We start from the raw sequence: 12449 nt of genomic DNA on the forward strand, positions 1-12449 counted from the left end.
CGAGCCCCGCTCGCGACGGGCGGGCGTCGTCGTGCCGGGGGGCCGTCGTCGTGCCGGGGATCCGCCCGCGCGCCCGCCGGCGGCGGTCGCGGTCCCGGCGGGTGCAGCTGCGGCCCCGCACCGTAGGGTGACCGTCATGCAGATCGCCGTCGCCGGCTCGCACGGCACCGTCGGGTCGGCTCTCGTGGGGACCCTCGAGGAGGCGGGGCACGACGTGCGCCGCCTCGTGCGCCGCCCGGCCGCACACATGCGAGAGATCAGCTGGGACCCCGATGCGGGGGTCCTCGACGCCCGCCACCTCGCCGGCACCGACGCCGTGGTGAACCTCGCCGGAGCCGGGGTCGGCGACCACCGCATGACGAGCGCGTACCGCCGCACAGTGCTCACGTCTCGTACGCGCACGACGTCCCTCCTCGCGCGGTCCGTGGCGCAGCTCGACCGGCCACCCGCCGTCCTGCTCCAGGCCTCGGGGATCGGTGCCTACGGGACCTACGCCGGCCGTGGGGACGAGCTGCTCGACGAGAAATCGACGCTCGGGGACACGTTCTTCGCGGGTGTCGTCCGCGCCTGGGAGGCGTCCACGGCGCCGGCGCAGGACGCGGGCATCCGCGTGGCGCACCTACGCTCGGGGATCGTCATGGGGCGGGGCAGCGGTGCGCTCGGTCGCCTGCTCCCGCTGGTCCGGGCGGGGCTCGCCGGACCGCTCGGCACGGGGCGGCAGTACTGGAGCTGGATCTCGCTCCCCGACGAGGTCCGCGCGATCGTGCACCTGCTCGACGCGCAGGTCGCCGGTCCGGTCAACCTGACGTCGCCGGACCCGCGCACCAACTCCGAGATCACCGCGGCGCTCGCCCGGGCCTTCCGGCGTCCCGCCGTCGTGCCCGTGCCCGCGTTCGCGCTCCGCCTGGTGCTCGGCGAGTTCGCCCAGGAGGTGCTCGGGTCCATCCGCGCGGTGCCCACGGCCCTCGAGGCCAGCGGGTTCACCTGGACGCACCCCACCGTGCCCGACGTCGCGCGCTGGGTCGCGGACGGCGCGTCGCCCGGGGCCCGAACCCCGGCCGGGTCGGGCGCCGGCGCCTGACCGGTGCCTGAGCCACGACGGGCCGGCTCAGGACGGGTCCGACACCTCGGTGACCCGCCACCCGGCGGTCGTCCAGCGCAGTGAGAGCACGACGGCGCGCGCGGGCTGTGCCTGGACCGTGTCGCGCACGCTGCCGTCGCTCGCGAGCCGGCGGTGCGCCGTGAGAGCCGAGACCACCTCCACCTCGGCGTCGTCCCCGGTCGGCGACGACCGCACCAGCTCGGCGGACTCCACCTCGACCGCCAGACCCTCGACCCGCAGGCCCGCCTCCTGCAGGCCCGCCAGCAGCCGCACGTCCGCTGCGTGCGCCGGGGTCCCGGCGACCTCGACCGCGGTGAGGGCCGCCTCGTCCCCGTCCGTGATCAGCCGGGCCCGTTGCCGGGTGAGGTCGACGGCGGCCTCGACCGGGTCAGGACGGACGGCAGCGGCCTCCGCCCCGGCCGCGGGTCGCTCTGCCCCGGCCGCGGGTCGCTCTGGGGCCGGCCCACGGGCAACGACGCCCGCGACCACCGCCGCGCACACCGTGATCGCTGCCGCAGCGGCACCGACGCGCGCGACGGCCGGGGCGAGGCGCCGCGGCGCTCGGTGGCGCGACCGGGTCGTGCGGGCGGTGAGCCCCCTGCTCCGATCGGCGTCGGAGGTGAGCCCCGCCAACGTCGTGCGCGCGACGGCCGACGCGTCGGGCGCGACGAACGGACGTGCGGGGACCTGGGCGAAGCAGGCGGCCGCAAGCTCCGCCGCGGTGGGTCGCTCGGCGGGGTCCGACGCGCACGACCGCACGAGCAGCTCCCGGAGACCGGCGCGCCCGGCGTCGTCGTCGTGGGCGAGGTCCCGACCGCCGGAACCGTCGCCCGGGTGAGCCGCCTCACGCTCGTCGCCCAGGCACGTGAGCGCGACCCGCGCGAGCGCGTGCACGTCGGCAGCAGGCCCGGGAACCGCGCCGGCTTCCATCTCGGGGGCGGCGAACCCGGTCGTCCCGGCGTCCGCAGCCGGGCCGCCGTGCGTCACGGCTCCGAGCACGTCGATGAGCACGGGCCGCCCGTCGGGGGTGAGGACCACGTTCGCGGGTGAGACGTCACCGTGCGCCAGCCCTACCGCGTGGAGCGCGGCGAGGGCCTGGGCGACCGGGACCACGAGCGTGACGACCTCGCCGCTCGACAGCGCCCCACGCACGGCCAGCAGAGCGGCGAGGGTCGTGCCCGGCACGGCGGCCAGCAGCACGGCCCAGCGGCCACCCGCCCGGCTGCTGCCGGTGGAGCCCCGTTCCGGCGAGCGCCGCGTGGGTGCCCGGGCGAGGTCCACCACGTCGACGACCTCGGCGAGGTGCTCGTGCCGCACCGCGCGGAGCGTGCCCAGCCGCGACCGGACGAGCTCGCCGGCTGGACCGGGCGGCACGTCGAGCCCCGTCACCACCGTGCGCACGCCCGCCGTCGGGCCTGTCGTCGCGGTCGCCGCCCAGGCCGGCCCGTGCGCGCCGACCCCGACCGGACCACCGAGGCGGTACCCGGCGTCGTGCAGGGCGGTGGCGAGATCGTGCGGCACGGCGTCGGCTCCCATGCGCCCATCGAACCGCCGCGCGAGCGGCGCGCGGTCGTTGTCCACAGGTCCGTTCGACGAGACGCCGTCCCCCGTCCACCGGCGGGTCGCCTCAGGACCGGTCGAGCCTGACCACCCGCTGCTCGTCCCCGCTGACGCGGGCGGCGTCGAGCACGTCCGCCGTCCGCACCGCGTCCCACGGATCCACGGGGACGGCGCCGCCGGAACGCAGCCACGCCTCGACCGCGCGGTAGAAGTCCACGTGGTCGCCCGGGGCTCGCGGGACCGGGACGCGCTCCTCTCCGTGCACGAGCCAGCCCTCGTGCGGCTCGGCGACGTCGTCGTCCATCGTCCCGAAAGGCGTCGGCTCGCCCTCGTACGACGTCACCAGGTACGCGCCCGTGCTGCCCAGGACCCGCGTGCGCGGCCCGGGCGCGCCGATGAGGCCGCCCGCGGCGAGGTGGCTCACGACCCCCGCCTCGTGGCGCAGCGCGAGGAAGACGTCGTCCTCCGTGGGTGTCGCCAGCGCGCGGAGCTCGGCGGTCACGGTGACGACCGGCCCGAAGAGCTGGATCGCGGAGTCGACCAGGTGCGCGCCGAGGTCGAGCAGCAGCCCGCCGCCCACGGGATCGTTCTCCTTCCACCGCTCCTTGGGCACGGGCCGCCACCGCTCCCACCGCCGCTCGAACCGGTGGACCGTCCCGAGCGTGCCCTGCTCGAGCAGCGCACGGAGGGTGAGCTGCTCGCCGTCCCACCGCCGGTTCTGGAACACGGTGAGCGGCACACGGTCTGCCTCGGCGGCCGACACGACCTCGCGCGCTCCCGCGGCGTCGACGGCCAGCGGCTTGTCCACGACCAGGGGGACGGCGGCGCGCAGGAGGGCGTGAGCGTGCTCGACGTGGTTCGCGGTGGGGCTCGCGACGACCACCGCGTCGAGGTCACCGGCACGCGCCGCCAGCGCCGCGACGTCCGGCACGACGACGACACCGGGCCAGTCCGCCCGTGCGGCCGCGACGCGGTCGGGGTTGCGCGCCACCACGTGGGTGACGACGTGCCCGGCGGCGCGCAGGAGCCGCGCGTGGATGCCCCGACCCGCGTCGCCGTACCCGACGATGCCGAACCGTAGCGGTGCTGCCGTGTCCTCGTCCGTGATCATGACGGCCAGCGTAGGAGCCGCGAGACGATTGCTCCGGTCTCCAGCCGTCGTGTCAGCGCGCGACGTGCTGCCCGTGGGGCTCGGGCGCGCTCGCGGCGGAGCCGGCGAGCGCCGCCGCCTCGGTGTCCGCGCGGCCGAGCCGGCTGGGCCACCAGGTGCGCCGGCCGACGTCGTGCACCAGCGCCGGCACGAGCAGGCTGCGCACCACGAGCGTGTCGACCAGCACACCGAACGAGACGATGAACGCGAGCTGCGCGAGGAAGAGCAGCGGGATCACCCCGAGCGCTGCGAACGTCGCGGCGAGCACGACCCCCGCAGACGTGATGACGCCGCCGGTGACCGCCAGCCCGCGCAGCACACCCTCACGCGTGCCGACGTGCACGGCCTCCTCGCGGACCCGGGTCATGAGGAAGATCGAGTAGTCGACGCCGAGCGCGATGAGGAACGTGAACGCGTACAGCGGCACGACCGGGTCCGCTCCCGGGAAGCCGAGCACGTGGTTGAACACGAGCGCCGAGACGCCGAGCGCGGCTGCGAACGACAGGACGTTCGCGGCCATGAGCAGCGCCGCGGCGAGGATCGAGCGCAGCAAGAGCGCGAGGATGAGCAGGATCACGACGAGCACGACCGGGACGATCACGCGCAGGTCGCGCGCGCTCGCGTCCTGCGTGTCGAGCGTCTCGGCGGCCGCTCCCCCGACCAGCGCGTCGGGCGAGACGGCGTGGACGGCGGTCCGCAGCGCCTCGACCGTCGCGACGGCCGCCTGCGTGTCGGCGGAGTCCTCGGTGACGACGTCCACCCGGACCCGGTCGTCGACCACCACCGGCACGGCCGGCCGCTGGTCGGGTGCGGCCGCCCCGCCACCCGCCGCGGGCGGCGGACCCGTCGGCGCACCGCCGGTCTCCCCCGTGTAGATCGCCGCCGCCGTGACGCCGTCGACGGCCTCGGCGGCCTGCACGACGGCGTCGGCGTCGCCCACCGGGACGATGACGACCGCCGGCTGGACGGAACCTGCCGGGAAGTGCTCGGCCAGCACCTCCTGGCCGGAGACGGCGTCCACGTCGGTGAGGAAGACGTCGGCCTGGCTCGTGCCCTCGGCGCGGAAGGTGGGCAGGAACGCGGCCCCGGCCGCGAGCACGAGCGCCGTCACGACCCAGACCGGCCGCGCATGGCGGCCGGTGAACCGCGCGAGCCGTCCCCAGCCACCCGCGAGCACCTCCGCCGTGGGGATCGACGTCGCCTCGCCGACGGGCGCGGCGTGGACCCCCCCGGCGGCCGGCCGCGGGGCGCGCGGCCAGAACAGCGCGCGCGAGCGCCGCCCGAGCACCAGGAGGAACGCCGGCAGGAGCGTGAGCGCGGCGAGGAACGCGGAGACGATGCCGATCGACCCGACGGGGCCGAGGCTCTTGTTCGAGGCGAGGTCCGAGAGCGTCAGGCACATCAGCCCCGCGATGACCGTCCCGGCGCTCGCCGCGATCGGCGGGACCGACGCCCGGACCGCGCGGTTCATCGCGGTGACCGGGCTCTCGACGTGCCGCAGCTCCTCGCGGTAGCGGGCGACGAGCAGCAGGGCGTAGTCGACGGAGGCACCGACGACGAGGATCGAGAGGATGCCCTGGGTCTGGCCGTTGAGCGCGAGCGTGCCGTTCTTCGCCAGGTTGTAGACGACGAGCGCGGCGCCGCTCAGCGCGAACACGGCGGTCAGGATCACGACGAACGGCAGGAAGGGTGACCGGTAGACCACGACGAGGATGAGCAGGACCGCACCGAGCGCGACCAGGAGCAGGACCAGGTCGATGCCCCCGAACGCGTTGACGAGGTCCGCGACGAAGCCCGCCGGTCCCGTGACCCAGGCGCGGAGGCCGACGTCACCCGCAGAGTCCGCGGTCGCGCCCAGCTCGTCCGCGAGCGCGGCGCGCAACGCGGTGACGACCGCGCCCACGACCCCCTCGTCGTCCGCGAGCGTCTCCTCGGCGGTGGCGCCGTCGAGCGACAGCGGGACGAGCAGCGCCGCCCCGTCCTCGGCGGGGACGACGACGGGCTCGGCAGTGAGGACGTCCCCAAGCATCGCGGGGTCGCCGGCCGCCGGGTCCGCGCCGGGGACGGCCAGCTCGGGGATGCCCGCCACGAGCTGCTGGACCGCCTCGAGCTGGTCAGGGGTCACCCTCCCCTCCGCCGCCGGGGTGAGCACGACGAGCGCGGGTAGGGTCTCCGAGTCGACGAAGCCCTCGTTCGCCTTCGCGGCCCGGGTCGACTCGGCCGACGCGGGCAGGAAGACGGCGGCGTCGTTGCTCTGGACCTGGGACAGCTGGCCCTGCGCCATCCCCCCGAACGCGCCGACCCCCAGCCACGCGGCGAGGACGAGGAGGATGACGACGGCGCGCAGCGCGGTGGCGGACCGGGAACTACTCAGCATGCTGAGTATTGTTGGGCCGGATCGTGGATCGAGCAAACGGAATCGTGGGTCGAGCAAGCGAGAGGAGCGCCGAGGTGCCCGACGACGTGAGGCGCTGGCCCACGGGCCGCCTGCTGTCGAGCGCGGCGCGCCAGGTCGAACGCGACTGGAACGCCCACCTCGCGGCCTGGGACCTCAACCACGCGAGCCTGCCGGTGCTGGTGCTGCTCGCGCACCGCGACCACTCGCAGCGCGAGCTGGCCACCGCGACGTCGGTCACGGAGCAGACCATGAGCCGGGTCCTCGCCCGCATGGAGCGAACCGGCTACGTGACCCGCCGGCCCCATGGCGACGACCGGCGTCGGCATGTCATCTCCCTCACCGCGCTCGGCGCCGAGGTGATGCGGGAGGCCGCCGACCCGGCCCCGGCCGAGGCGCTCAGCACGCGCGGCCTCGGACCCGAGCAGGTCGAGCAGCTGCGCGAGCTCCTGGCGCTCATGGTCATCGCCGGGCAGAGCCCGCCGCGACCGGGCCAGCTACCCTGACGACGTGCAGCTCGTCGCGCTCGACCTCGGGACCCGCCACGCCGACTACCGCGAGACGTGGGACCTCCAACGCGCTGTCCACGCCGACGTCCTCGCCGGGACGCGACCCGACACCCTCCTGCTGTGCGAGCACGCGAGCGTCTACACCGCCGGCCGTCGCACCGCCTCGTGGGACCGGCCGGTCGACGGCACCCCGGTCGTCGACGTCGACCGCGGCGGCAAGATCACGTGGCACGGACCGGGGCAGCTCGTCGGGTACCCGATCGTCCGCCTCGGCGATCCGATCGACGTCGTCGCGTACGTCCGCGCGCTCGAGCAGGCGCTGATCGAGGTCTGCGCCGAGCTCGGCCTGGTCGCGACCCGGGTCGAGGGTCGCAGCGGCGTCTGGTTCCCGGCCGACGGCGACCGCCGCGAGCGGAAGGTCGCCGCCATCGGCGTCCGGGTGGCGCGCGGCGTGACGATGCACGGCTTCGCGCTGAACTGCGACGCCGACCTCGGCGAGTTCTCGCGGATCGTGCCGTGCGGCATCCCGGACGCCGACGTGACGTCGCTCTCGGTCGAGACCGGCCGGCATGTGCCGATCGCCGACGTCGTGGACGTCGTGACCGACCGGCTCGAGGTCGCGCTCGGCCCGATGCTCGCCGCCGGGCGGGATGCCGCCTGAACGGGGCCGCCGGCCAGCCCTGCGGGAGGCGCGGGTGCGTCACCTCGTCGGCGATCGTGGCGGCCCAGCCGCGCACGTCGCGGGAGTCGCGGTGGTCGACCTCGGCCGGTCGCTCGACGGGCTTCAGCGGCCTCCCGATCGGACCCGACCAGAAGAACCGGAGCGGACGCTCGGCCAGCTGGACGCGCAGTCGCCGCTCGAGAGCGCGCACGGACGCGGTGAGCCGACCGACGTCGATCGCGATCCCAGCACGACCGCGTCGTACCCGTGAGGGACGTGACGTCGTCGGCGTCGAGCACGTCGACCGCGTGGCCCGCCTCTCCCGGTCCCCGGGGGATCCGGGTGCCGGTCTCCTGCGTCGCGCCGTGGCGCGACCCGACCGTCACGAGGGGCCGACGACGCGGGCTGGCGTAGGGTGACGGCGTGACGATCGCACCCGAGGGCCGCCGCATGCTGCGCGTCGAGGCACGGAACGCCGCGACTCCCATCGAGAAGAAGCCCGAGTGGATCAAGACCCGCGCGACCATGGGCCCGGAGTACAGCGAGCTCAAGGGCCTCGTGAAGCGTGAGGGCCTGCACACGGTGTGCGAGGAGGCCGGGTGCCCCAACATCTTCGAGTGCTGGGAGGACCGCGAGGCGACCTTCCTCATCGGTGGCGACCAGTGCACCCGCCGCTGCGACTTCTGCCAGATCGACACCGGCAAGCCGGCCGCGTTCGACGCCGACGAGCCGCGTCGCGTGGCCGAGTCGGTCCAGGCGATGGGCCTGAAGTACTCGACCATCACGGGCGTCGCGCGTGACGACCTGCCCGACGGCGGAGCCTGGCTCTACGCCGAGACCGTGCGGCAGATCCACGCGCTCAACCCGGGCACCGGCGTCGAGCTGCTGATCCCCGACTTCAACGCGGTGCCCGAGCTGCTCGCCGAGGTGTTCTCCTCGCGTCCCGAGGTGCTCGCGCACAACGTCGAGACCGTGCCGCGCATCTTCAAGCAGATCCGTCCCGGGTTCCGGTACGAGCGGTCGCTCTCCGTGCTGACGGCGGCCCGCGCCGACGGGCTCGTCACCAAGTCGAACCTCATCCTCGGGATGGGCGAGACGATCGAGGAGGCCGAGCAGGCGCTCGTCGACCTGCACGAGGCAGGCTGCGACCTCGTGACCATCACCCAGTACCTGCGCCCCTCGGTGCGGCACCACCCGGTGGACCGCTGGGTGCGACCGGAGGAGTTCGTGGCGCTCGCCGAGGCGGCCGAGCGGATCGGGTTCCTGGGCGTCATGTCCGGGCCGCTCGTGCGGTCGTCCTACCGGGCCGGGCGGCTGTGGGGCCAGGCCATGCAGCGCCGCGGCGAGGAGATCCCGCCGCAGCTCGCCCACCTCGCCGAGGCGCGGACGTCGCGCCAGGAGGCGTCGAGCCTGCTCGCGCGCTGACCGGCGGCGCGGCCTGCGAAGCGGCGACGGACCGGCCCGGCTCGGCCCTGAACGTTCCCGTCAGCCGACTAGAGTGGGGCACCATGGCCCGTCAGAGCAGCATCGGCGCGAGCGCGTCTCCCGCGAAGCCCCCGAAGCAGAAGAAGACCCGCTGGTACCACCAGGTGTGGCAGGCGTACCAGATGACGCGGAAGCAGGACCCGTCGGTCACCTGGCTCATGCTCACGGCCTTCGTCGGTGTCGTCGCGTTCGCCCTGCTCATCGGCTTCTGGTGGGGGCCGTGGCTCTACACCCTCCTGCTCGGCCTCCCCTTCGGCGCACTGGCCGCGATGTTCATCCTCGCGCGCAAGGCGGAGAAGGCCGCGTACGCGCAGATCGAGGGCCAGCCCGGCGCCGCTCGGGCCGCCCTGGGCACCATCCGTCGCGGCTGGACGTTCGGCGAGGAGCCCGTGGCCGTCGACCCCCGGACGCAGGACCTGGTCTTCCGCGGGGTCGGCCGGGCGGGCGTCGTGCTGGTGAGCGAGGGACCGCCGAACCGCGTCGCCAAGCTCCTCGAGGTCGAGCGCAAGCGGACCGCCCGCGTGCTCCCCAACGTGCCGATCACGATGCTGCAGTACGGCCACGAGGAGGGGCAGGTCGCGCTGAGCAAGCTGCCCCGCGAGGTGCAGAAGCTCAAGAGCACGCTCACCAAGCAGGAGGTCGCGGAGATCTCCAAGCGCCTCACGGCGCTCGGCGGCATGCGGCTGCCGGTCCCGAGGGGCGTCGACCCGATGCGGGCCCGTCCGGATCGCAAGGGCATGCGCGGCCGCTGACCCGAGCCTGCGACTGCTCGCCCGGATCGTCGCCGACGTCAGCGCCGGACGATCACCGTGCCGGCGGCCCTGTCGTGGAGACCGCGGCCGTCACGGTCCCAGACGACCGCGGGGATCACGAGGCACAGGAGCGCGGTGCGGAGCGCCGCCCGCCCCAGGCCGACGAGCCGCGGGACGTCCGGTGCGGGGTCCGTGCTCGCGCCGCGGGTGGCTGCCGCCACGGGCCGGACCTGGATGCCGACGAGCCGATGACCGATCGTGTAACCGAGGGTGCCGACGAGCAGCAGGTTCTCGAGCGCGAAGACCATGACGGGCAGGAGCGGCTCGGGGCCGAGGAGCTGCGTCGCGATGACCGAGGAGAGCGCCCAGTCGATCGCCAGCGCCACCAGGCGCCGAGCGAGCGGCGCCCGCGATCCCGTGCCCGCCGCCGGAAGCCCGGCGAGGGGGCCCGGCTCGCCGCCGCTCCCCCGCGGCGGACCGCCCTCGAGCCACGACCCGAGGTCCTCGCGCGCAGCCACCCCCGTAGCCTATCCGCGTCGACATGGGCCCGGCCCCCGCGTAACACGGCGGAAACATCGGGTACACGGTCGGGTAACGCCGCCCCCCTACCGTCGGCGCAGGCCCGTGCCGGGCGCAGTCGAGATCGAGGAGCAGCGGATGTTCAGCAACGCCGAGGAAGTCCTTGCCTACATCAGGGAGCAGGACGTCAAGTTCGTCGACGTGCGCTTCTGCGACCTGCCCGGGGTGATGCAGCACTTCAACGTGCCGGCGTACTCGCTGGACGCCGACTTCTTCACCGAGGGCCAGATGTTCGACGGGTCCTCGATCCGCGGCTTCCAGGCCATCCACGAGTCCGACATGAAGCTCATCCCGGACGTGACCACGGCGTACGTGGACCCGTTCCGGACCGAGAAGACGCTCAACATCAACTTCGCGATCGTCGACCCGTACACCGACGAGCCGTACAGCCGTGACCCCCGCCAGGTCGCGGCGAAGGCCGAGGCGTACCTGAAGTCCACCGGGATCGCGGACACGGCGATCTTCGCGCCCGAGGCCGAGTTCTACATCTTCGACGACGTCCGGTTCGAGACGAAGGCGAACTCGGCGATGTACTCCATCGACTCGATCGAGGGCGCCTGGAACACCGCCCGGGTCGAGGAGGGCGGCAACCTCGGCCACAAGACGCCGTTCAAGGGCGGCTACTTCCCCGTGCCGCCGGTCGACCACTTCGCCGACCTGCGGGACCGGATCGTCATGGTGCTCGACTCCCTGGGCCTGCAGGTCGAGCGTTCGCACCACGAGGTGGGCACTGGCGGGCAGGCCGAGATCAACTACCGGTTCGACGAGCTGGCCAAGTCGGCCGACAAGGTCCAGCTGTTCAAGTACGTCGTCAAGAACGTCGCGCACCAGGCGGGCCGCACCGCGACCTTCATGCCGAAACCGCTCTTCGGAGACAACGGCTCGGGGATGCACGTGCACCAGTCGCTCTGGAAGGACGGCAGGCCCCTGTTCTTCGACGAGAAGGGCTATGGCGGCCTGTCCGACACGGCCCGCTGGTACATCGGCGGCCTGCTGAGCCACGCCCCGTCGCTGCTCGCCTTCACGAACCCGACGGTGAACTCGTTCCACCGCCTCGTCCCGGGCTTCGAGGCGCCGGTCAACCTCGTGTACTCGGCGCGCAACCGCTCCGCGTGCATCCGGATCCCGGTGACGGGCTCGAACCCGAAGGCCAAGCGCATCGAGTTCCGCGTGCCGGACCCGTCCTCGAACCCGTACCTCGCGTTCGCCGCGATGCTCATGGCGGGCCTCGACGGGATCCAGAACCGGATCGAGCCGCCCGAGCCGGTCGACAAGGACCTGTACGAGCTCCCCCCCGAGGAGCACGCGCAGATCCAGCAGGTGCCCGGCACGCTCGCGGAGGTGCTCGACGCCCTCGAGGCCGACCACGACTACCTCACGGCCGGGAACGTGTTCACCCCCGACCTGATCCAGACGTGGGTCGACTACAAGCGCACCCACGAGATCGACCCGATCCGCCTGCGCCCGCACCCGCATGAGTTCGAGCTCTACTACGACGTCTAAGACGTCGTAGAACTCGATAAGGGACTCTGACCTGCAGCGATGCAGCGTCAGAGGCCCTTATCGTTGACCGAAATCTAGCCAAATACCGCAGAAATACCGCAGGAGATCCGCTGGAACGGCTGTCGACGGCCGAGGACGACTCGTCCGAGCACCGGTCGGCGTCGAGCGCCGGCGGCCGGCGGCCGGCGAGCGAATCACTTTCAAGCCTCGCCACGAGTAGCTCCTGGTCGCTCCCGGCAGACAGCCGCAACGGCGGCACGTGAGGTGTTGTCACGGTCCGGCCACAGGTGGCCGTAGGTGTCGAGGGTCGTCTTCGCCGAGGAGACCCCACCAACCGGATCAACGCCCGGTACGGCGAGGCGCTCCACATCTGGCAGGAGCGGGTCGTCGCGTACGTCGGGAATCGCGGTGAGCAGACCAGCCAATTGGCGAAGTACCTCGACGGGATCCAGCGCAAGGGCGTCGGTGCCGAGCGGATGCTCGAGCTCGCCGTCGCCCGCAAGCCGCTGCCTGTCGACCACCCAACCGCCGCCCTCGCCTTTCGGGTGAAGGACCTCGTCGCACGGCGACCCCGGCGCACGGCTCCAGTCGATGACCTCCGGCGCACGACTCCTTCCAGCAGCGGACCTAGGGCGTGTCTCCCTTATCCGGGGTGAGGTGGGCGTCAGGCTGTGGCCATGAGCGTGTCGGCGTCGCGGTTCGAGGTGTTCACTGACGAGGAGTGGGCGCGGATCGAGCCGTTGTTGCCCTCGA

10 protein-coding genes and 1 pseudogene are annotated in these 12449 nt (G+C 73.7%); 6 read left to right on the top strand and 5 right to left on the bottom strand.

Features of this window, described 5'->3' with window-relative positions; all coding sequences use genetic code 11:
• The first annotated feature begins 136 nt into the window (after positions 1-136).
• Positions 137-1081, top strand: a complete 945-nt coding sequence (locus HIR71_RS14020) for a TIGR01777 family oxidoreductase (RefSeq protein WP_169325688.1) — start codon at positions 137-139, stop codon at positions 1079-1081.
• A gap of 27 nt (positions 1082-1108) precedes the next feature.
• Here HIR71_RS14020 and HIR71_RS14025 read toward each other — a convergent pair whose 3' ends face one another.
• The 3 genes from HIR71_RS14025 to HIR71_RS14035 form a co-directional block, all read right to left on the bottom strand.
• Positions 1109-2638, bottom strand: a complete 1530-nt coding sequence (locus tag HIR71_RS14025) for a protein kinase domain-containing protein (RefSeq protein WP_169325689.1) — start codon at positions 2636-2638, stop codon at positions 1109-1111.
• Positions 2639-2729: 91 nt separating this feature from the next.
• Complete coding sequence (locus HIR71_RS14030) at positions 2730-3773, bottom strand: Gfo/Idh/MocA family protein (protein WP_169325690.1); 1044 nt, start codon at positions 3771-3773, stop codon at positions 2730-2732.
• A 52-nt stretch (positions 3774-3825) separates the two neighbouring features.
• Complete coding sequence (locus tag HIR71_RS14035; protein ID WP_169325691.1) at positions 3826-6189, bottom strand: MMPL family transporter; 2364 nt, start codon at positions 6187-6189, stop codon at positions 3826-3828.
• A gap of 74 nt (positions 6190-6263) precedes the next feature.
• Between HIR71_RS14035 and HIR71_RS14040 the strand changes: the two genes are divergently transcribed.
• The 4 genes from HIR71_RS14040 (at position 6264) to HIR71_RS14055 (ending at position 9614) form a co-directional block, all read left to right on the top strand.
• The gene (locus tag HIR71_RS14040; protein WP_311836296.1) at positions 6264-6713 is read left to right on the top strand and encodes a MarR family winged helix-turn-helix transcriptional regulator; all 450 of its coding nucleotides are present in this window, start codon (positions 6264-6266) and stop codon (positions 6711-6713) included.
• A 4-nt stretch (positions 6714-6717) separates the two neighbouring features.
• A complete protein-coding gene (gene lipB / locus HIR71_RS14045; protein WP_169325693.1) occupies positions 6718-7377 on the top strand; it encodes a lipoyl(octanoyl) transferase LipB in 660 nt (219 codons plus the stop codon).
• 423 nt (positions 7378-7800) lie between these two features.
• Positions 7801-8802 carry a lipoyl synthase gene (lipA, locus tag HIR71_RS14050; RefSeq protein ID WP_169325694.1) on the top strand — a complete coding sequence of 334 codons (1002 nt, stop codon included), beginning with the start codon at positions 7801-7803 and terminating at the stop codon, positions 8800-8802.
• Positions 8803-8885: 83 nt separating this feature from the next.
• A complete protein-coding gene (locus HIR71_RS14055; protein ID WP_169325695.1) occupies positions 8886-9614 on the top strand; it encodes a DUF4191 domain-containing protein in 729 nt (242 codons plus the stop codon).
• A gap of 38 nt (positions 9615-9652) precedes the next feature.
• Here HIR71_RS14055 and HIR71_RS14060 read toward each other — a convergent pair whose 3' ends face one another.
• Positions 9653-10132, bottom strand: coding sequence for an RDD family protein (locus tag HIR71_RS14060; RefSeq protein ID WP_169325696.1), 480 nt, complete (start codon positions 10130-10132; stop codon positions 9653-9655).
• A 139-nt stretch (positions 10133-10271) separates the two neighbouring features.
• Here HIR71_RS14060 and glnA point away from each other — a divergent pair, with 139 nt between their 5' ends.
• Positions 10272-11696, top strand: a complete 1425-nt coding sequence (gene glnA, locus HIR71_RS14065) for a type I glutamate--ammonia ligase (RefSeq protein ID WP_169325700.1) — start codon at positions 10272-10274, stop codon at positions 11694-11696.
• 200 nt (positions 11697-11896) lie between these two features.
• Here glnA and HIR71_RS17000 read toward each other — a convergent pair.
• Positions 11897-12449: pseudogene (locus HIR71_RS17000) on the bottom strand (hypothetical protein); the annotation flags it as partial.

Origin of the sequence: Cellulomonas fimi, assembly GCF_012952065.1 — a bacterium.
Taxonomy (GTDB): Bacteria; Actinomycetota; Actinomycetes; order Actinomycetales; family Cellulomonadaceae; genus Pengzhenrongella; species Pengzhenrongella fimi_A.

Excerpts from the sequence above, each read along its gene's own strand:
- HIR71_RS14020 (WP_169325688.1), top strand. The coding sequence starts at position 137 with ATGCAGATCGCCGTCGCCGGCTCGCACGGCACCGTCGGGTCGGCTCTC.
- HIR71_RS14025 (WP_169325689.1), bottom strand. The coding sequence starts at position 2,638 with ATGGGAGCCGACGCCGTGCCGCACGATCTCGCCACCGCCCTGCACGAC.
- HIR71_RS14030 (WP_169325690.1), bottom strand. The coding sequence starts at position 3,773 with ATGATCACGGACGAGGACACGGCAGCACCGCTACGGTTCGGCATCGTC.
- HIR71_RS14035 (WP_169325691.1), bottom strand. The coding sequence starts at position 6,189 with ATGCTGAGTAGTTCCCGGTCCGCCACCGCGCTGCGCGCCGTCGTCATC.
- HIR71_RS14055 (WP_169325695.1), top strand. The coding sequence starts at position 8,886 with ATGGCCCGTCAGAGCAGCATCGGCGCGAGCGCGTCTCCCGCGAAGCCC.
- glnA (WP_169325700.1), top strand. The coding sequence starts at position 10,272 with ATGTTCAGCAACGCCGAGGAAGTCCTTGCCTACATCAGGGAGCAGGAC.